Below are 17,644 nucleotides of genomic sequence, written 5' to 3' on the forward strand. Positions count from 1 at the left end.
TGGCGCTATTGTCGATCGTGTGACTGCAGCGCGCTTCCTCGTCGTCCTCGATGCCGATTCCACCCTCATCCGCAACGAGGTGATCGAGCTCCTCGCTGACGAGGCGGGGAGGCGCGAAGAGGTGCAAGCCGCGACCGAGGCCGCGATGCGCGGAGAGGTGGACTTCGCGACCAGTCTTCGCTCGCGAGTGCAGGCGCTGACCGGCATCTCGACGGATGCTTTCGAACGAGTTCGCGCGCGCATTGAGCCGACCACGGGTGTCCGCGAGCTCACTTCCGCTGTTCACGACCGGGGCGGAGTGGTCGGTGTCGTCTCCGGTGGGTTCCACGAGATCCTCGATCACATTGCTCCGGACCTGGGCGTGGACCGGTGGCGCGCCAATCGCCTCGCTGTTGCCGATGGCGTGCTCACCGGCACAGTCGATGGCGAAATCGTGGATGCTGCAGCCAAGTCCGCATCTCTCCAGGAGTGGGCGAACGAGCTCGGCGTGCCGTCGCACGCAACGATCGCGATCGGCGACGGCGCCAATGATCTGCAGATGATGGCGGTCGCAGGGCTCGGCATCGCATTCAATGCGAAGCCCGCGGTGCGCGCGGTCGCAAGCCTCGTCATCGCACCGCAGGATCTGCGCGAAGTCATCGCCCTGCTGCCCTGAACGGCGCCTGCCCCTGAACGAGGTCTGGATAACGTCAGAACCCACCATTAGCATCGCGGCATGGACATCCTTCTCGTACCGGGCCTCTGGCTGGATTCATCCTCGTGGGACGACATCGTCCCCGCGCTTACGGCAGCAGGTCACACGCCTCTTCCGCTGACCCTTCCCGGCGTCGGCGATCCCGCTGAGCGCTCTGCAGACATCGGAATAGCCGATTGGGTCGACGCCGTCGTCACACAGATCGACGTCGCATCAGAGCCGGTCGTTCTCGTGGGTCACAGCGGCGGAGGCAACGTCGTGTGGGGCGCGGCTGCTGCACGGGCCGACCGCGTCGCCCAAGTCATCTTCGTCGACACCACGCCGCCGCCAGATGATGCGAGCATCTCTGAGTTCGACGTCATCGATGGCGTGACTCCCTTTCCTGGGTGGGACTACTTCCCCGCCGAGGATGTCTACGACCTCGACGCTGAGACGCGCGCACGAACCCTGCCGCTGACCCAGTCGGTACCGGCCCGTGTCCCTACCGACCCCGTACCACTCACCGGAGCGCAGCATCGTGTGCCGGTCACCATCCTCATGGGCAGTATGGACAGGCAGCAGCTCGAAGCCGTGATCGATCAGTGGTCCTCATACGCCGATGAGTACCGCGCGATCGCCGACGTCACGGTGAGGAAGATCGGCTCCGGCCACTGGCCCCAGTTCTCCCAGCCAGCAAGACTGGCTGAGCTGATCAATGAATCAGTGGCCCATGCCCAGTCCACCGTCGACGGGAATGACGGCGCCTGAGATGTAGGCGGCATCCGCGCCTGCAAGCCACGTGACCACGCCCGCGACCTCGTCCGGCGTTGCGAAGCGCGCGGCCGGAATGTTGGCCTTGTACTGCTTCTGCGTCTCTTCGGGAAGCGCCGCAGTCATGTCCGTCTCGATGAATCCGGGGGCGACCACGTTGGCGGTGATCCCGCGCGCCCCCAGTTCGCGCGTGACAGAACGAGCGAAGCCCACCAGGGCGCTCTTCGATGCGGCGTAGTTCACCTGCCCCGCCGAGCCGTAGAGTCCGACGACGCTGGAGATGAGGATGATGCGGCCGAAGCGCGCACGCAACATGCCCTTCGATGCGCGCTTGACGACACGGAAGGTTCCGCCGAGGTTCGTCGAGACGACGCTGTCGAAGTCATCCTCGCTCATGCGCATGAGCAGGGTGTCCTTGGTGATGCCAGCGTTGGCGACGATGACCTCGACCGGTCCGAGTGCGGCTTCGACCTCGGTGAAAGCGGCATCGATCGACACGGCGTCCGTGACATCGGCGCGCACGGTGAGGGTGCCCTCCGGACCTTCACCGCTGCGCGCGGTGACCGCAACGCGGTAGCCGTCGCGCACGAAGCGCTCGGCGATCGCACGACCGATGCCGCGATTTCCGCCAGTTACCAGGACGACACGCTCTGAACTCATGATTGTTCTCCCACCGGGTTCTACGATCTGCCGAGTGACCGGCCCGGGCCATCTTATCCGGACACCAAAGGCCATCCGTGCCCCGCTCCGCGGCGTAGGCTTGAAGCACCGTGAAACACTCACATGCCGCCCCTGTGACGTCCCTCCCGCAATCCCCGCAGGAGGAGGCGACCGCCCGTGTGCGCCGGTACTGGATCACGATGGGGATCCGCATGGCGTGTTTCGCGCTGACCGTCCTTGTAACCCCCTACGGCTGGTACACCTGGGTATTCGCCTTCGCGGCGGCGATTCTGCCGTATATCGCAGTGGTCTTCGCGAACGCGGTGAGTCCGACCGCGACGCCGCCGGCGGAGTCGCCGGTGCAGGAGATCACAGCCGCACCGCGCACGGAAGAGACCCCTGCAGATCCAACCGTGATCACCATCCGCGAAACGCCCGCCGTCGCCGAACACCCCGAAGAGGACGAGAAGTGATGCACAAGTGCTCTCGAGCGGGATGCCGAATCGACGCGACTCAGCAGATCGTCTGGCGAAACCCGCGAATCCACAGCGCGGACCGCGAGAAGATCTGGCTGGCATGCGATGAGCATGCGGGCTTCCTGCATGATTACCTTGCGGCACGCGACTTCCCTGTCGCCGTGCGTGAGGGGTTGCCGGAGTGAACAATCGTTTCCTGCGCTGGGGCGTCTATCTTCTGATCGCGATCGGATTCGCGGCCGCCTGCGTGTTCCTCTCGAACTGGCAGTTCGAGAGGAACGAGAGTCGTGCTGAGGATCTCGCGCTCGTCGAGCAGAACTATGATGCCGATCCTGTGCCGCTTCGCGATCTGATCGGCGCCGACGGCGAGATGCGACCCGGTGACGAATGGCACCCCGTCGTCTTGCAGGGTGAATACCTCGCGGACGAACAGCTGCTCGTGCGCAATCGTCCGCACGGCGGCACAAGTGCTTTCGAGGTGCTCGTGCCGTTCCAAGACGACGACGGTCGCGTCTTCATCGTGGACCGAGGGTGGGTGGCGCCGGGCGAGGGCGCCCTGCCGGATGCTGTCGCGGCGCCGCCTACCGGCGAAGTGACGGTGATCGTCCGGTTGCGACCAGGCGAGCAGCTGCCGTCTTCGGGACGAAGCGCACCCGAGGGTCAGGTTCCCACGATTCATCTGCCTACGATCGCCTCAGAAGTCACTGGCGATGTCATTGTGAGCGGCTACGGCCGGTTGGTGGAAGAGAGCCCCGCACCGGATGCCGCGCTCGGCGCGTTCGAGTCTCCTACCGAAGATCCCGGCCCGCACCTTTCCTACGCGATTCAGTGGATCCTGTTCGGTGTGATGGGATTCATCTTCATCTTCTACATCATCCGCACCGAGGTGCAGAAGCATCGCGAAGAGCTCGAAGGTCGCCCGACGCCCGAGAAGAGGCGACGACGGCGTGATCAGGATGCTGACGCCGAGGACGATCTTCTCGACGAGGCGAATCTGCCCGTCTGATCGTGCCTGTCTGATCAGCAGATGGGACGTCAGTCGCTGAGCAGGTCGGGGCGGCGCGCCCTGGTTCTTTCGATCTGCTGCTCACGGCGCCATGCGGCGATGGCGGCGTGATTGCCGCTGAGCAGCACGCCGGGAACCTCACGGTCACGCCAGGTCGAGGGTTTCGTGTACGAGGCGTACTCCAGAAGCCCGTCTTCGTGTGACTCTTCGATGAGGCTCTCGGGGTTGCCGACCACGCCGGGAACGAGGCGTCCGATCGCTTCGATCATCGCCATCGCTGCGACTTCGCCGCCGTTGAGGACGTAGTCTCCGAGGCTCACCAGACGAACTTCACCGAGCGTCGCGGCATACTCGAAGACGCGCTCGTCGATGCCCTCATAGCGACCGCAGCCGATGATGAGGTGATCGTGCTCTGCGAACTCGCGAGCGGTGCTCTGACGGAAGACCTCGCCCGCCGGCGAGGGGAAGATGATCGTCGGCTTGGATGAACCCGCAAGCTCGTCGAGGACAAGACCCCAGGGCTCCGGCTTCATGACCATGCCCGCTCCCCCGCCATACGGGGTGTCGTCGACAGTGCGATGCCGGTCGCTCGTCCAGTCGCGCAAGTCGTGGACGTGCAGATCCAAGATGCCGTTCTCGCGGGCCTTGCCCAGCAGGGAGAGGGTCAGCCCATCGAAGTACGACGGGAAGATCGAAACGACGTCGATGCGCATGGGCTGATCGTAACGATCGATCACTCAGCGGAGTCGGCCGCGGAATCTGCGACCTCTTCGAAGAGGCCAGCAGGAGGAGTGACGAGAATGCGGCCCTCGTTGATCTCGACCGCAGGGACGATGGCTTCGACGAAAGGCACCATGACCTCGTCGCCAGTGGCCTTCGCCTTGACGATCAGGAGGTCCTGGGCCGGGAGGTGCTCCACGCGGACGACCTCACCGATCACCTGCTCGTCGCGAACGACGTCGAGACCCACGAGCTGGTGGTCGTACCAGGCGTTGTCTTCGGGCTCGTCAGCATCCTGATCGATCCAGAGGATGGCGCGAGCGAGCGCTTCGGCTCCCTCGCGGTCATCGACACCCTGGAAGAAGACGACGGAATTGCCGTTCATCACCCGATACTCGCGAACGGTGATGGACTTGCCGTGCCACGGAGATGCCTCAGGCACCTGCAACGTGAATTCGGCTCCCGGAACGAAGCGACGTTCGGGGTTGTCTGTATACAGCTCGAGCTTGAGAGCGCCCTTGAGGCCGTGAGGCTTGACGAGGCGCCCTACGCGCAGCTGGTTCTTGCCCTGATTGCGATCGCTGGCAACCACGTCAGTCGTCCGCGACATCAACGCGGACACGCTGCCCATCCGCCAGTGCGGAGATGAGCGTGCGCAGTGCTTTTGCGGTGCGGCCGCCGCGCCCGATCACGCGCCCACGGTCGTCGGGGTGCACGCGCACCTCGAGCAGATCGCCTCGCGGCGACGTGGATGCGGTGATGCGAACATCTTCGGGGTGATCAACGATCCCCTTGACGATGTGTTCGAGCGCGGCGGCGAGCACAGCGATTACTCTGCGTCGGCGGCGGGAGCCTCAGCGGCCTCCGCGTCGGCGGCGGCGGGAGCCTCCTCGACGGGAGCCTCCTTCTTCTCGACCTTGGGCTTGACGACCGACTTCTTCGCCGAGTCGATCTCGAACGGAGCCTTGGGCTCTGCGACCTGAACGGTGGACTTCGCGTCCTTGTCGCCCTTGAACTTGCCCCAGTCGCCCGTGAGCTTGAGAATTGCGGCGACCTGCTCGGTCGGCTGTGCGCCGACGGAGAGCCAGTACTGCGCACGCTCGGAGTCGACCTCGATGAACGAGGGCTGCTCGGTCGGGTGGTACTTGCCGATCTCCTCGATCACGCGACCGTCGCGCTTGGTCTTCGAGTCGGCGACGACGATGCGGTAGTAGGGCGCACGGATCTTACCGAAACGCTTGAGACGAATCTTTACAGCCACGATTCTCCTGAATGGTGTGGAAGGAACGAACTGATCGCCTGGAGAGTGGGGTGCACACCCGGCGGAAGCTCAAATGAGTGGACGCGATCTGGATAGAGGGTCGAGATCGTCGTCCGACCCTCTATTCTGCCAGATCATGGCGCCGTGCGCGAAACGGGACCGTCGGTATGTCGGTTCTCCGAGGCGCTGCGTGTCAGACTTTGCTCGTGACGCAGGAATTCACTGAATCCGCTCGTTCGACTGTCGGGCTCGAGTGGGAGATCATGCTCGCTGATCCTGACTCGGGCGACCTGGTCGGTCGAGCCCCTGAGCTGCTCGACGCGCTCGAGGACGAGAGCGCACCCGAACGGCACACCGTCACCGGCGAGTTGCTCACGAACACGATCGAAGTGACCAGTGGGATCGGCGACAGCGTCGCGCATGCGATCGGTGACATCGCCGCCGCCATCGCGGCGGTGCGGGCGACGACGGATCCTGCCGGGATCGAACTGCTTTCGGCCGGCAGCCACCCGTTCGCCCAGTGGTTCGATCAGCAGGTCACCGACAAGGGCCGGTATCACCGCTTGATCGAGCGCACCCAGTGGTGGGGCCGCAACATGATGATCTGGGGCATCCATGTGCATATCGGCGTCGAGGACCGCGACAAGGTCATGCCGATCATCGGCGCCCTGACCGCATATCTTCCCCACCTGCAGGCGCTCGCATCCTCGAGTCCGTACTGGGCGGGCGAGCGAACGGGCTATGCATCGAACCGCGCTCTGGTGTTCCAGCAGCTTCCGACCGCCGGACTCCCCTGGACTCTGCAATCGTGGTCGGAGTACGAGCGGTACCTCGACGACATGGTCCGCACGGGTGTGATGGCCGATGCAACCGAAGTGCGCTGGGACATTCGGCCGGCACCGCGCTGGGGAACCATCGAGGTCCGCGCCTGCGACGGTCTCTCCACGCTCACAGAGCTCTCTTCGATCGCGGCGGTCACCCAGGTTCTCGTCGAGCACTTCTCTCGTCAGCTGGATGCTGGGGAGACACTTGCGATCATGCCTCCGTGGTTCCATCGCGAGAACAAGTGGCGCGCCGCACGCTACGGGATGGATGCACGTCTGATAGTGGATGCCGTCGGCACTCAGCGTCTCGTGCGCGACCACGTCGCAGAGATGCTCACCGATCTCGCACCAGTGGCCGTCGATCTCGGCTGTTCGACCGAGTTCGCGGCGACCAAGAAGATCATCGACTCAGGCGCGAGCTACGAAAGACAGATCAGAGTCGCCGAAGCATCCGGCGGTGACCTCCGGGAAGTCGTGCAGCACCTGATCCGGGAGTTCCGGTCGGGACCCGGATCTCCCGTGATCTGATTCAGTCCTCGTCGACCCAGTCGAAGGTGCGCGTGACGGCCTTGTGCCAGCGAGCGAGGCGCCGTTCGCGCTCCTCTTCGTCGATCATCGGCTGCCACCGAACGTCTTCGCGCCACATTCCGCGCAGCTCATCGATATCTGACCAGGCACCGACCGCGAGGCCCGCCGCGTACGCCGCCCCCAGAGCGGTCGTCTCGACGATCTCGGGACGCACAACCGGAACGCCGAGCACATCCGCTTGGAACTGCATCAGCGTGTCGTTGGCGACCATTCCCCCATCGACCCGCAGCTCTTCGAGGGTTTCGCCAGTGTCTGCGGCGACGGCATCCAGCACTTCCCTGGTCTGGAACGCAACCGCTTCCAGCGCCGCACGAGCAATGTGACCCTTGTTCGCGTAGCGCGTGAGCCCCAGAATCGCGCCGCGGGCGTCCGGCCGCCAGTACGGAGCGAAAAGTCCCGAGAAAGCCGGAACGATATACACGTCGCCGTTGTCTTCCACGCTCAGCGCGAGCTTCTCTACGTCTGCCGCCTCATCGAACAGTCCGAGATTGTCGCGCAGCCACTGCACGAGTGACCCCGTCACGGCGATGGAGCCCTCCAGCGCGTAGCGGGGGGCCTCGTCGCCGAGCTGGTAGGCGACGGTGGTGATCAGCCCGTTCTCGCTGACCACGATCTCTTCACCCGTGTTGACGATGAGGAAGTTTCCGGTGCCGTAGGTGTTCTTCGAGTCACCGCGCTCGAACGCCGCCTGGCCGAACGTGGCAGCCTGCTGATCGCCGAGGATCGACGCGATCGGGGTGCCATCGAGCGCCGTGCCTCTGGCTGCGCCGTACACCTCCGATGAGGAGCGAATGCCGGGAAGCATCGCGCGCGGGATGTTGAACGCGCGCAGAAGTTCGTCGTGCCAGTCCAGCGTGCGCAGGTCCATGAGGAGGGTCCTGCTGGCGTTCGTGACATCCGTGGCGTGGACTCCACCGTCAGGGCCGCCAGTGAGGTTCCACAGCACCCAGGTATCGGGCGTTCCGAACAGCAGCTCCCCCTTCTCCGCCCGATCGCGTGCGCCATCGACGTTGTCGAGGATCCACGCGATCTTGGATGCGGAGAAATAGGTGGCCAGTGGAAGCCCGGTGATCTCGGCAAAGCGACGGATGCCGCCGTCAGCTGCGAGCTCGTCGATGAAAGGCTGCGTCCGCGTGTCCTGCCAGACGATCGCATTGTGCACTGGTTCGCCCGTGATGCGGTCCCAGACGATCGCGGTCTCCCGCTGGTTGGTGATGCCGATGGCTGCGACATCGGCCGCCGTGATGTCCGCCGCATCCAGCGCCTCATCGATCACGGCTGTCGTGTTCGACCAGATCTCGGTGGCATCGTGCTCGACCCACCCAGCGCGCGGGAATATCTGCTCGTGCTCCCGCTGACCGGTGGTGACGATCTTGCCGCTCGCGTCGAAGACGATGGCTCGGGTGCTCGTGGTGCCCTGATCGATGGCGACGATGTGCATAGGGTTGTTCTCTCCAGCCGGTGACGGCGCTGTCCGCGTGCATCCCAGCCTAGAAGACCGCGGAACGAGCGTTCGCTGCTCTGCACGAACGTGCAGAGCGGTGCTCACACCTCGATGAGCTGTTCTGCCAGGTGCTCGTCCAGAACGAGATCTGTGATGAGACGGGCCGCGATCGCGCCTCTCAAGCTCGGCAGCTTCTGCACTCCGGCGACGACGCAGATCCGGCGCGACACTCGCTGGAGCACCGAGAACGAAGGACCGGTAGCCCGCTTGTTCAGCTCGATGTCCTTCCAGCTCCCGTCCTGCCGGTAGAAGACTGTGGCCACGTCCCCGATGACCTTCTCATCACGCAGGTTTCGGTAGTCCGCGCGGTCGAGGTATCCGCCGACGTAGACGCGACTGGGCACTTCGGCGAACGGCGAGCCGAGTCCGAAGAGGGCGATATCCGCCCGTGCCTGCAGATCGAGCACTCGCCTCGTGCTGCGCTCACGCCACATCGCCTCTTTGGTGAGCGGATCATCGAAGAACGCAGGCACGGGGAACTGCTGGACCGAAGCGCTGAATGCCTGTCCGAACCGGTGGAGGATCTCGCTGGCGTAGTCGGTGCCACTAGTGAACGTGTTTCCGGCCCCGTTGAGCTGGACCACCGAGGAGTTGTGGGTCTCCTTGTTCGGCAGGTGTCTGCTGATCGCATCGAGCGTCGAGCCCCACGCGATGCCGAGGGTCATATTGGAGTCGAAGTACAGCGGCAGTTGACGAGCCGCACTCATCACCACCCGCTCGAATCGCTCCACATCTGAGAGCCCCTGCGGGATCGGCACCACGTGCGCGGCGATCCCGAAACGCGCTCGAATCGCTTCTTCCAGGCGGAGCGCCTGCCCCTGCGGCGGATGGATCCTCACCTCGACAAGCCCTGTCTCGCGCGCGTGGCTGAGCAGGCGTGACACGGATGATCGCGAGGTCCCGAGCTCTCGAGCGATGGCGTCCATCGTCATGTCCTGCAGGTAGTAGAGCTGGGCTGCACGAAGAGCCTGTGCCGTCTTCGAATCATCCTCAGCTCTGTCGATCATCATCTCTCCTTGCACGTTCGTGCAGCGTTGTTGCGCGGGTGTGCTGCTCAGATCAGGATATATGTGACGGCCCACCAAGGAGAGACGATGAGCGCTGCAACCACCCCGGCAGAACGACAGAGCGTTCGTGACGTGCGCGAGAGCGGACGCACGAGTGTGATCGTGATCGGTGGGGGCATCAACGGAATCTCCACGTTCCGTGACCTCGCAATGCAGGGTGTAGACGTTCTGCTCGTCGAGCGAGGTGACTTCGCATCCGGTGCAACAGCCGCATCCAGCCACATGATCCACGGCGGCATTCGCTATCTGGAGAACGGCGAGTTCCGTCTCGTCAAGGAGTCCGTGCAGGAGCGCAACGGTCTGCTGAAGATCGCCCCGCACTACGTCAAGCCCCTGCAGACGACGATCCCGATCTACTCGACGTTCTCGGGCATCTTTGCCGCGCCGCTGCGGTTCCTGACGCACAAGCAGGGCAAACCGCAGGAGCGCGGCGCCTTCTTGATCAAAGTCGGCCTCACGCTCTACGACACATTCTCCCGAGACGGTGGGAACGTGCCCCGCCACCGGTTCCACGGTCGTAAGAAGTCGCTTGAGCAGCTTCCGCACCTCGACCACGACATCAAGTACACGGCGACCTACTACGATGCATCGGTGCACGATCCTGAGCGCCTCGCGCTCGACGTACTCCGCGATGGCGAAGCAGCTCATGAGGGCGCTCATGCGCTCAACTACATCGAGGCTGTCGGACTCGATGCCGAGGGACTGCGCCTGCGCGATCGCGAGACGGGCAGCGAGTTCCACGTGCAAAGTGACGTCGTCGTCAACGCATCCGGACCCTGGACAGACCTCACGAACGACGCCATGGGCACCGAAACCGCGTTCATGGGCGGCACGAAGGGCTCGCACATCGTTCTCGATCACCCGGAACTCCTGGATGCCACCGGCGGACGCGAGATCTTCTTCGAGCACTCCGATGGGCGCATCGTGCTCATCTACCCGCTCAAGGGCCGCGTGCTCGTCGGCACGACCGACCTCGAAGCCGACCCCCGCGAACCCGCGCGCTGCACGGAAGAAGAAGTGCAGTACTTCTTCGACCTCATCGCACACGTTTTCCCGAAGATCGCCGTCGAACGCTCGCAGATCGTGTACAGGTATTCCGGCATCCGCCCCCTGCCCCACCACGATGACACCGCTCCCGGTTTCGTCTCGCGCGACTACCGGATCGAACGGCGCGAGGATGCGGGCTGGCCCGCGGTCTTCAGCCTGGTCGGCGGAAAGTGGACGACCTTCCGCGCTCTCGGCGAGAACCTCACCGATCACGTGCTCGGCGAGCTCGGACGCCAGCGCGTCGTGAACACAGCTGGCGTGCGCATCGGCGGCGGCAACGGGTACCCCAAGACGCCTCGCCGCAAGCTCGAATGGCTCCGCGACAACGTGGGCGACGATGAGCGCGGACGCGTGCTTTTCACCCGCTATGGAACGCGCGCAGCGGACGTTGCCGCATTCATCAGCGAGGCCGACGACTCACCGGTTGTCGGGGACGCTCTTTCGAGCCGCGAGCTCGAATGGATGGTTGCTCACGAGAAGGTTCAGCACGTCGCGGACGTCATCTTCCGCCGCACGAGCCTCGCATTCACGGGTGACGTGGATGCGCAGGTCGTCCGTGCGATCGCCGAGGCTCTCGCACCCCTGCTCAGCTGGGATGCGGCCACGGTCGATGCGGAGATCGAAGACACAGCAACCCAGCTGCGCGAGGCGCACGGGGTGGATATCGCCGAGCGCGGCACCGTCACGGTGTGATCGCAGCCTCGATCACGGCGACGAATGCCCTCGTGACGCTCCGGGGTGCCAGCTGATCCCAGGCCGCGTACTCCACGCGCACCGGGCCGTCGACGAGCCGGAGTGCAACGACTGCTCCAGTCTCCCGAGCGATACCGGGTGGCAGCAGCGCGATGGCGAGGCCGGCGCTGACCAAGCTAAGAATGAGATCGGCCGAGTCTGCTTCATAGGCGACGTCGCGTGAGATGCCGAGCGATTCGAATGCGGCATCCGACTGGGCGCGGCCAGACGTGCCAGCCGGAAAATCCGCGAAGGTCTCGTCAGCCAGATCGGCCAGGCTGACTCGCCGCCGCGACGCCAGCCGGTGAGAGCCCGGGAGGACCGCCAGCAACCGCCCACGCGCGAGCTGCCGAACGGCCACCGACGCGGGAACCACGCCCTCACGCAGCCCGAGCAGAGCCACATCGATCTCGCTGCTTCGTACAGCGGCCACGAGCGCGTCGCTGTTGCCGACACGAAGCTCGACCCTCGTATGCGGGTGCGCATCATGGAAGGCGCGCAGTAGGTGCGGCACATCGACTGCTGTGACGGTGGGGATGACGCCCAACCGCAGCGTTCCTCGGACCTCGCCTGCTGCGGCGACCGCCTCCTCCGTGGCACTGTTCACGGCGATCAGCGCTTCTCGCGCATGCGTGACGAACGCCGTGCCCGCCTCTGTCAGGCGAACACTCCTGCTGGTACGAGCAAATAGACGCTGACCGATCTCACGCTCGAGCGCGGCGATCTGGTGGCTCAAAGCCGACTGCGTGACGAAACACTTCGCCGCAGCTCGGGTGAAACTCTCGGTATCGGCAACCGCGACAACGTAGCGAAGCTGCTGCAGATCCATATGTACATGAAAGCACGTCATAGTTGATGTGACAAGAATGCGTTGGACTCATTGTTCTTCTGAGGAGAGCCTGGATGCATGCCGCTCCTCACGATCCTGCTCACCGCTTTCGCACCAGCCGTGTGGGGAACCACGTACATCGTCACGACCGAGCTGCTGCCCCCCGGGCATCCGCTCTTGGCGGGGCTACTGCGCTCCCTTCCTGCGGGGCTGCTGGCGATCACTATCGGGCGCAGGCTCCCCCGCGGTGACTGGTGGTGGAAAGCCTCAGTTCTCGGCTTCCTGAACATCGGCGCCTTCTTTCCCCTGCTGTTCGTCGCTGCCGAGCGCCTACCGGGCGGTGTGGCAGCAGCCGTGGGCGCCATCCAACCGCTCATCATTCTCGGCCTTGGCGCCCTCGTGGTCGGTGAGCGCATCCGCATCGCGTCTGCCATCGCCGCTTTTGCGGGCACCGCCGGTGTCGCACTGATCGTCCTCGGCCCCGCAGCGGCCCTCGACGCCGGAGGAATTCTTGCGGCGATCGGCGGCGTCATGGCAACCGCCAGCGGCATCGTGCTGACCAAGCGCTGGGGGCGCCCGCCTGGCGTCGACGCGGTCTCCTACGCGGGTTGGCAGCTCACCGCCGGTGGACTGTTTCTGCTGCCGTTCGTCATGACGTTCGAGGGGCTGCCCGGACAGCTCGACAGCGACGCCGTCCTCGGCTACGCCTGGCTCGGCATCGCCGGTGGGCTGATCGCCTACGCCCTGTGGTTCCGCGGCATCCAGCGACTACCCGTGATCGTTCCCGGCCTTCTCGTACTGTTGTCGCCGATCGTCGCGACAGTACTCGGCACGATCGTCGCGGGCGAGGCCTTCACCGGCATCCAGCTCATCGGCCTGGCTCTTGCGTTCGGCTCGCTTGCCGGAGGACAGTTCGCCGCTCGCGGTCGCCAACCGACGCTCGCTCCCGTCGTGGTCGCAGGGCCGCTCCGGGAGTGAGCGCCGGTCAGCTCTTGCCGAAGAGCTTCTGAATCTCGGCGAGATCGGCCTCAGTCGGGGCCGTCTGTCCGCCGAGGCCGAAGCCTGAGCCGGTCGAAGGGCTGCTGGGAAGACCCGCGTTCTCGGCGGCGCGCTTTGCCGGGTTGCCCGAGCGCGAAGCTCCCTTGGCCTTGCCCTTCTTGCCGCGCTTGGAAGAGGCTCCGGGGCGGCCCATGCCTGGCATCGCGCCCATTCCGGGGATGTGCGGAGTGCCACCACGGGCAACCGTCTTCATCATCTTGGCGGCCTGATCAAAGCGCTGCACGAGCTGGTTGACGTCGGTGACGGTCATGCCGGATCCCTTGGCGATGCGGAGGCGACGCGAGCCGTTGAGGACCTTGGGGTTCTGCCGCTCGCCTGGCGTCATCGACCGGATGATCGCCTCTGTGCGATCGATCTCCTTCTCGTCGAAGTCGTCTAGCTGCTGCTTCATCTGGCCCATACCCGGGAGCATCCCGAGCATCTTCTTCATCGAGCCCATCTTCTTCATCTGCTGAAGCTGGCCGAGGAAGTCCTCAAGCGTGAACTGATCGGTCGCGAATTTCTCGGCGACCTTCTGTGCCTCTTCTTCGTCGAAGGCCTGCTGTGCCTGCTCGATGAGGGTGAGGATGTCACCGAGGTCGAGGATACGGCTCGCCATGCGGTCGGGGTGGAACGGCTCGAGGTCGTCGAGCCCCTCACCTGTCGAGGCGAAGATGATCGGGCGTCCGGTGACTGATGCCACGGAAAGCGCCGCACCACCGCGGGCGTCACCGTCGAGCTTCGAGAGGACGACACCTGTGAAGTCGACCCCCTCCTGGAACGCCTTTGCCGTGTTCACGGCATCCTGACCGATCATCGCGTCGATGACGAACAGGACCTCGTCCGGCTGGACCGCCTTGCGGATGTCGGATGCCTGCTTCATGAGCTCGGCATCCACGCCGAGGCGTCCTGCGGTGTCGATTATGACGACGTCGTGCTGCTGGCGGCGGGCGTGCTCGACACCGTCGCGCGACACCTTGACCGGATCTCCGACGCCGTTGCCGGGCTCTGGCGCGTAAATGGTGGCACCGGCCTGCTCTGCAACGACCTGGAGCTGGTTCACGGCGTTCGGACGCTGGAGGTCGGCTGCGACGAGAAGAGGCGTGTGACCGTCCTTCTCGAGCTGCTTCGCGAGCTTTCCGGCGAAAGTCGTCTTACCCGAGCCCTGAAGACCGGCGAGCATGATGACCGTCGGCGGAGTCTTGGCGAACTCCAGGCGGCGCTGTTCGCCACCGAGGATGCCGACGAGCTCTTCGTTGACGATCTGCACGACCTGCTGCGCCGGGTTCAGCGCCTTGTTGACCTCATCGCCGAGTGCGCGCTCGCGCACCTTCGCGGTGAAGTCCTTGACCACCGCAAGCGCGACATCGGCGTCGAGCAGTGCGCGCCGGATCTCGCGAACCGTGCCGTCGACATCAGCCGCGGTCAGTTTTCCCTTCGTGCGAAGGTTGCGGAAGGTTTCGGTCAGCCGATCGGAGAGCGTGCCAAAGGTAGCCATGGTGCTTCTGATTCTACGCGAGCGGCGCCGTAGCGCCGATCCTTTCGATCAGTCCGACCACGGTAGGTCGTAGATGCCGTGCATCGCCTCCTGCAGGAGCCCCTCGGATGTGCCGTGACCGGCACCTCGTTCGGCCCACACACGCAGTGATGAAAGCACGGCAGCCGCATGTGCGGCACCGAGAATGTCTGCTTTCACCGATGAGATCCCCACGGTCACTGCCGCAGAAGCGATGGCGGCCGCGAGTCGCGCCTGGCGCACGCCGGCTTCGCGCATCAGCTCGTCGTCGAGACCCATCGCCGTGGCATTGCGCAGCGCGAGCGCGAGCGGGTCAGGTGCGAAATCATGCACCACGCGCAACAGGATGCTCCGGACGGCACCGCCATCAGCATCCGCTCCGAGTGTCGCGAGCACAGCAAGAGCCTCACTGATCCGCGCATCCAACCCCGACCACAGCACATCGCCCTTCGATGAGAAGTAGTTGAAGAAGCTCGAGCGGCTCACTCCAGCGCGTTGCGTGATGTCCGCGACCGAGGTCGCGTCGTACCCCTGCTCCAAGAAGAGTTCACACGCGGCCTCGGCGAGCGTTTCGCGCGACGATGCGCGAGGACGTCCAGCTCGAGGCTCCGTTTTCATACTTTCACCGTACCGCGCGCGCCGATTCCTCAGCGCGGGAGTATTGTTAGACGGCATCCAACAACCCGGAAGGTGATCATGCTCGAGATTCTGAACGCGGGACTCGCCCCACTCTTCGTGCCCTACCTCGATGGGTGGGACCTGCAGCGGAGCATCCATCACGATGTGGTCGAGGGCACGCGTCCCGACACGCTAATCCTCCTCGAGCACGAGGCCGTGTACACGGCAGGAAAGCGCACGGAAGAACACGAACGGCCGCAGGATGGCACCCCGGTCATCGATGTCGACCGCGGCGGCAAGATCACTTGGCACGGGCCCGGTCAGCTCGTCGGATACCCGATCGTGCGTCTTCCTGAACCGATGGATGTCGTCGCCCACGTCCGCCATCTCGAGCGCGTGCTGATTGATGTGCTGCGTCCACTCGGCGTCGACGGTTACCAGGTTGAAGGGCGCAGCGGCGTCTGGGTACGCCGTCCGCTCAGTGAGGACAAGGTCGCCGCGATCGGCGTGCGCGTCCAGCGCGGAGTGACGATGCACGGGTTCGCGATCAACTGCGACAACACGCTGTCCGGCTTCGGGGGGATCATCCCCTGCGGAATCGCGGACGCCGGCGTCACCACTGTGAGCGAGGTCGCTGGTCGCGAGGTCTCCCCCGCTGACATCGTCGACGCCGTGTCGTCGGCATTCGTCACCGCGTATGCGGATACTGCGATGGAAGGAGTCTCGGCATGAGTGCTGCTGTTCCCGATGGCCGAAAGCTGCTGCGTCTCGAGGTCCGAAACGCCGAGACCCCGATCGAGCGCAAACCCGAATGGATCAAGACCAAGGCGAAGATGGGGCCCGAGTATCAGGCTCTGCACTCGCTCGTGAAGGACGAGGGTCTGCACACGGTCTGCCAGGAGGCCGGGTGCCCCAACATCTTCGAATGCTGGGAGGACCGCGAGGCGACCTTCCTGATCGGCGGCTCGCAGTGCACCAGGCGCTGCGACTTCTGCCAGATCGACACGGGCAAGCCCGCCGCCTATGACACCGATGAGCCCAGGCGCGTGGCAGAGAGCGTCACGCGAATGGATCTGCGCTACGCGACGGTGACCAGTGTTGCCCGTGATGATCTGCCCGACACCGGCGCGTGGCTGAATGCAGAGACCGTGCGTCAGATCCACGCGCAGAACCCCAATACCGGCGTCGAGCTGCTCGCAAACGACCACAGCGGCAACCCCGACTACCTCGGCCAGATCTTCGACGCCCGTCCCGAGGTGTTCGCGCACAACGTCGAGACGGTGCCGCGCATCTTCCGCCGCATCCGCCCCGCCTTCACCTACGAGCGCTCACTCGACGTGATCACGCAGGGGCACAACGCCGGACTCATCACCAAGTCCAACCTCATCCTCGGCATGGGCGAGTCGCCAGAGGAAGTCGTCGATGCGCTGCAGGATCTCCGTGATGCCGGATGCGACATCATCACGATCACGCAGTACCTGCGTCCGACGCCGAGGCATCTGCCAGTGGCCCGGTGGGTCAAACCTGCGGAGTTCGTCGAGTTCAAGGGGGAGGCGGAGCGCATCGGATTCCTCGGTGTGCTCGCGGGCCCCTTGGTGCGCTCGTCGTACCGCGCGGGTCGCCTGTGGGCGCAGTCGATGATCTCGAAGGGGCGCGAGATTCCGCCGCACCTCTCGCACATCGCAGCCAGCGCCGATCTCGGCTTCGCCCAGGCGGTGTGAGCTTCCCCGAGACCGCAAAACCACGCCGAGACAGCGCGTTTTCGCGTGCGTCTCGGCGTGGTTTTGCAGTTTCGCGAGAGGTCTAGTCGGCGCTCATCACCGACTGAACCATGCCGTCGGAGGAGAGATTGACGAGGAGCACTTCGTCGGTGTCCTCGGCATCGAGCGCGTACTCGAGGACAGCGAACGGCTCGGTGCCGCCGTGCTCATCGGCAAGGATCGTCATGCTCATGAGACGCAGGGACCGGATGATGTCGACGGCGTCGTCACCGCTGACGTCGACCAGCATCTCCGGAAGCTCCTCGCCATAGGTTTCCTGTTGTTGCAGGATGAACTCAGTCACTTCGCTCGCGCGGTCGTCTACTTCCGCGAGCATGCCGCGCCGCGCCGTGGCGTCCACGTCCTCAAGGCCCGAGATGAGGGCTGCGGCGATGTCGAGTGCATCCGTAGAGATATCGTCCTGGTCGGGAGCTGTGAGATCGACAGTCACCGTCTGGTCGCCGAGATCCACCGTCTCGGACCAGAAGATCGATCCATCCGGACCTGAAGACAGGAGCCCGAAGTAGTCGTGTTCGATCGCCATAACGCTATGA

Annotated in this window: 21 protein-coding genes; 10 read left to right on the forward strand and 11 right to left on the reverse strand. The window is 64.7% G+C overall.

All coding sequences use genetic code 11. The features are described from left to right. The first annotated feature begins 19 nt into the window (after positions 1–19). Positions 20–655 (forward strand): phosphoserine phosphatase SerB, encoded by a 636-nt coding sequence (gene serB, locus ACTU6V_RS08360; RefSeq protein ID WP_443468207.1) that lies wholly within the window; start codon positions 20–22, stop codon positions 653–655. Positions 656–715: 60 nt separating this feature from the next. Then, positions 716–1,441 carry an alpha/beta fold hydrolase gene (locus ACTU6V_RS08365; protein WP_443475407.1) on the forward strand — a complete coding sequence of 242 codons (726 nt, stop codon included), beginning with the start codon at positions 716–718 and terminating at the stop codon, positions 1,439–1,441. On the opposite strand, the gene fabG is transcribed toward ACTU6V_RS08365, so the two are convergent. Beyond that, the gene (gene fabG, locus ACTU6V_RS08370) at positions 1,394–2,104 is read right to left on the reverse strand and encodes a 3-oxoacyl-ACP reductase FabG (RefSeq protein ID WP_443468205.1); all 711 of its coding nucleotides are present in this window, start codon (positions 2,102–2,104) and stop codon (positions 1,394–1,396) included. The two genes, ACTU6V_RS08365 and fabG, sit on opposite strands and share 48 nt — an antisense overlap. A 110-nt stretch (positions 2,105–2,214) precedes the next feature. On the opposite strand from fabG, the gene ACTU6V_RS08375 reads away from it, so the two are divergent. The 3 genes from ACTU6V_RS08375 to ACTU6V_RS08385 are packed head-to-tail and all read left to right on the forward strand — an operon-like array spanning position 2,215 to position 3,586. After that, on the forward strand, positions 2,215–2,577 hold the full coding sequence (locus tag ACTU6V_RS08375) for a DUF3099 domain-containing protein (RefSeq protein ID WP_443468204.1): 363 nt from the start codon (positions 2,215–2,217) through the stop codon (positions 2,575–2,577). Then, a complete protein-coding gene (locus ACTU6V_RS08380) occupies positions 2,577–2,765 on the forward strand; it encodes a hypothetical protein (RefSeq protein ID WP_443468203.1) in 189 nt (62 codons plus the stop codon). The genes ACTU6V_RS08375 and ACTU6V_RS08380 overlap by 1 nt, the downstream gene beginning before the upstream one ends. Then, entirely contained in the window at positions 2,762–3,586 is an 825-nt protein-coding gene (locus ACTU6V_RS08385; protein ID WP_443468202.1) for an SURF1 family cytochrome oxidase biogenesis protein, read from the forward strand. The genes ACTU6V_RS08380 and ACTU6V_RS08385 overlap by 4 nt, the downstream gene beginning before the upstream one ends. Before the next feature lie 29 nt (positions 3,587–3,615). Here ACTU6V_RS08385 and trmD read toward each other — a convergent pair whose 3' ends face one another. From trmD to rpsP, 4 genes are read right to left on the reverse strand one after another with little or no spacing between them, the layout of a single operon-like run. Then, positions 3,616–4,299, reverse strand: coding sequence for a tRNA (guanosine(37)-N1)-methyltransferase TrmD (gene trmD, locus ACTU6V_RS08390; protein ID WP_443475408.1), 684 nt, complete (start codon positions 4,297–4,299; stop codon positions 3,616–3,618). A gap of 20 nt (positions 4,300–4,319) precedes the next feature. Continuing rightward, positions 4,320–4,916 carry a ribosome maturation factor RimM gene (rimM, locus tag ACTU6V_RS08395; protein WP_443468200.1) on the reverse strand — a complete coding sequence of 199 codons (597 nt, stop codon included), beginning with the start codon at positions 4,914–4,916 and terminating at the stop codon, positions 4,320–4,322. Next, positions 4,900–5,130 (reverse strand): RNA-binding protein, encoded by a 231-nt coding sequence (locus tag ACTU6V_RS08400; protein WP_417511754.1) that lies wholly within the window; start codon positions 5,128–5,130, stop codon positions 4,900–4,902. Before ACTU6V_RS08400 ends, rimM begins: the two co-directional genes overlap by 17 nt. 5 nt (positions 5,131–5,135) lie before the next feature. Beyond that, positions 5,136–5,567 (reverse strand): 30S ribosomal protein S16, encoded by a 432-nt coding sequence (gene rpsP / locus ACTU6V_RS08405; protein WP_417511752.1) that lies wholly within the window; start codon positions 5,565–5,567, stop codon positions 5,136–5,138. Between the two features lie 167 nt (positions 5,568–5,734). Here rpsP and ACTU6V_RS08410 point away from each other — a divergent pair, with 167 nt between their 5' ends. Next, positions 5,735–6,919 (forward strand): glutamate--cysteine ligase, encoded by a 1,185-nt coding sequence (locus ACTU6V_RS08410; RefSeq protein WP_443475409.1) that lies wholly within the window; start codon positions 5,735–5,737, stop codon positions 6,917–6,919. A 1-nt stretch (position 6,920) separates the two neighbouring features. Here the strand turns inward: ACTU6V_RS08410 and glpK are convergent, their stop codons facing one another. Together glpK and ACTU6V_RS08420 are read right to left on the reverse strand one after the other, a co-directional pair. After that, positions 6,921–8,420: a glycerol kinase GlpK gene (glpK, locus tag ACTU6V_RS08415; protein WP_443468198.1), complete on the reverse strand. Its 1,500-nt coding sequence runs from the start codon at positions 8,418–8,420 to the stop codon at positions 6,921–6,923. A 104-nt stretch (positions 8,421–8,524) separates the two neighbouring features. Further along, positions 8,525–9,493 (reverse strand): sugar-binding transcriptional regulator, encoded by a 969-nt coding sequence (locus tag ACTU6V_RS08420; protein WP_443475410.1) that lies wholly within the window; start codon positions 9,491–9,493, stop codon positions 8,525–8,527. A gap of 84 nt (positions 9,494–9,577) precedes the next feature. Here ACTU6V_RS08420 and ACTU6V_RS08425 point away from each other — a divergent pair, with 84 nt between their 5' ends. After that, a complete protein-coding gene (locus ACTU6V_RS08425; RefSeq protein WP_443475411.1) occupies positions 9,578–11,290 on the forward strand; it encodes a glycerol-3-phosphate dehydrogenase/oxidase in 1,713 nt (570 codons plus the stop codon). Here ACTU6V_RS08425 and ACTU6V_RS08430 read toward each other — a convergent pair. Beyond that, positions 11,280–12,158 (reverse strand): LysR family transcriptional regulator, encoded by an 879-nt coding sequence (locus tag ACTU6V_RS08430; RefSeq protein ID WP_443475412.1) that lies wholly within the window; start codon positions 12,156–12,158, stop codon positions 11,280–11,282. The two genes, ACTU6V_RS08425 and ACTU6V_RS08430, sit on opposite strands and share 11 nt — an antisense overlap. A 78-nt stretch (positions 12,159–12,236) precedes the next feature. Here ACTU6V_RS08430 and ACTU6V_RS08435 point away from each other — a divergent pair, with 78 nt between their 5' ends. Then, complete coding sequence (locus ACTU6V_RS08435; protein WP_443475413.1) at positions 12,237–13,136, forward strand: EamA family transporter; 900 nt, start codon at positions 12,237–12,239, stop codon at positions 13,134–13,136. A 7-nt stretch (positions 13,137–13,143) separates the two neighbouring features. Here ACTU6V_RS08435 and ffh read toward each other — a convergent pair whose 3' ends face one another. Beyond that, positions 13,144–14,694 carry a signal recognition particle protein gene (gene ffh / locus ACTU6V_RS08440; RefSeq protein ID WP_443475414.1) on the reverse strand — a complete coding sequence of 517 codons (1,551 nt, stop codon included), beginning with the start codon at positions 14,692–14,694 and terminating at the stop codon, positions 13,144–13,146. A 48-nt stretch (positions 14,695–14,742) separates the two neighbouring features. Further along, the gene (locus ACTU6V_RS08445) at positions 14,743–15,330 is read right to left on the reverse strand and encodes a TetR/AcrR family transcriptional regulator (protein WP_443475415.1); all 588 of its coding nucleotides are present in this window, start codon (positions 15,328–15,330) and stop codon (positions 14,743–14,745) included. Positions 15,331–15,408: 78 nt separating this feature from the next. Here ACTU6V_RS08445 and lipB point away from each other — a divergent pair, with 78 nt between their 5' ends. Further along, positions 15,409–16,062, forward strand: coding sequence for a lipoyl(octanoyl) transferase LipB (gene lipB, locus ACTU6V_RS08450; protein WP_443475416.1), 654 nt, complete (start codon positions 15,409–15,411; stop codon positions 16,060–16,062). Continuing rightward, positions 16,059–17,051: a lipoyl synthase gene (gene lipA / locus ACTU6V_RS08455; protein ID WP_443468190.1), complete on the forward strand. Its 993-nt coding sequence runs from the start codon at positions 16,059–16,061 to the stop codon at positions 17,049–17,051. The genes lipB and lipA overlap by 4 nt, the downstream gene beginning before the upstream one ends. Before the next feature lie 82 nt (positions 17,052–17,133). Here the strand turns inward: lipA and ACTU6V_RS08460 are convergent, their stop codons facing one another. Next, entirely contained in the window at positions 17,134–17,634 is a 501-nt protein-coding gene (locus tag ACTU6V_RS08460) for a DUF2004 domain-containing protein (protein WP_443468189.1), read from the reverse strand. Positions 17,635–17,644: the final 10 nt, after the last annotated feature.

Origin of the sequence: Microbacterium zouquanmingi (assembly GCF_052266675.1) — a bacterium.
Classification (GTDB): Bacteria; Actinomycetota; Actinomycetes; order Actinomycetales; family Microbacteriaceae; genus Microbacterium.

Excerpts from the sequence above, each read along its gene's own strand:
- ACTU6V_RS08460 (WP_443468189.1), bottom strand. The coding sequence starts at position 17,634 with ATGGCGATCGAACACGACTACTTCGGGCTCCTGTCTTCAGGTCCGGAT.
- fabG (WP_443468205.1), bottom strand. The coding sequence starts at position 2,104 with ATGAGTTCAGAGCGTGTCGTCCTGGTAACTGGCGGAAATCGCGGCATC.
- ACTU6V_RS08445 (WP_443475415.1), bottom strand. The coding sequence starts at position 15,330 with ATGAAAACGGAGCCTCGAGCTGGACGTCCTCGCGCATCGTCGCGCGAA.
- glpK (WP_443468198.1), bottom strand. The coding sequence starts at position 8,420 with ATGCACATCGTCGCCATCGATCAGGGCACCACGAGCACCCGAGCCATC.
- ACTU6V_RS08435 (WP_443475413.1), top strand. The coding sequence starts at position 12,237 with ATGCCGCTCCTCACGATCCTGCTCACCGCTTTCGCACCAGCCGTGTGG.
- ACTU6V_RS08430 (WP_443475412.1), bottom strand. The coding sequence starts at position 12,158 with ATGGATCTGCAGCAGCTTCGCTACGTTGTCGCGGTTGCCGATACCGAG.
- ffh (WP_443475414.1), bottom strand. The coding sequence starts at position 14,694 with ATGGCTACCTTTGGCACGCTCTCCGATCGGCTGACCGAAACCTTCCGC.
- lipB (WP_443475416.1), top strand. The coding sequence starts at position 15,409 with ATGCTCGAGATTCTGAACGCGGGACTCGCCCCACTCTTCGTGCCCTAC.
- lipA (WP_443468190.1), top strand. The coding sequence starts at position 16,059 with ATGAGTGCTGCTGTTCCCGATGGCCGAAAGCTGCTGCGTCTCGAGGTC.
- ACTU6V_RS08380 (WP_443468203.1), top strand. The coding sequence starts at position 2,577 with ATGCACAAGTGCTCTCGAGCGGGATGCCGAATCGACGCGACTCAGCAG.
- trmD (WP_443475408.1), bottom strand. The coding sequence starts at position 4,299 with ATGCGCATCGACGTCGTTTCGATCTTCCCGTCGTACTTCGATGGGCTG.
- ACTU6V_RS08365 (WP_443475407.1), top strand. The coding sequence starts at position 716 with ATGGACATCCTTCTCGTACCGGGCCTCTGGCTGGATTCATCCTCGTGG.
- ACTU6V_RS08425 (WP_443475411.1), top strand. The coding sequence starts at position 9,578 with ATGAGCGCTGCAACCACCCCGGCAGAACGACAGAGCGTTCGTGACGTG.
- ACTU6V_RS08420 (WP_443475410.1), bottom strand. The coding sequence starts at position 9,493 with ATGATGATCGACAGAGCTGAGGATGATTCGAAGACGGCACAGGCTCTT.
- rimM (WP_443468200.1), bottom strand. The coding sequence starts at position 4,916 with ATGTCGCGGACGACTGACGTGGTTGCCAGCGATCGCAATCAGGGCAAG.
- ACTU6V_RS08410 (WP_443475409.1), top strand. The coding sequence starts at position 5,735 with ATGTCGGTTCTCCGAGGCGCTGCGTGTCAGACTTTGCTCGTGACGCAG.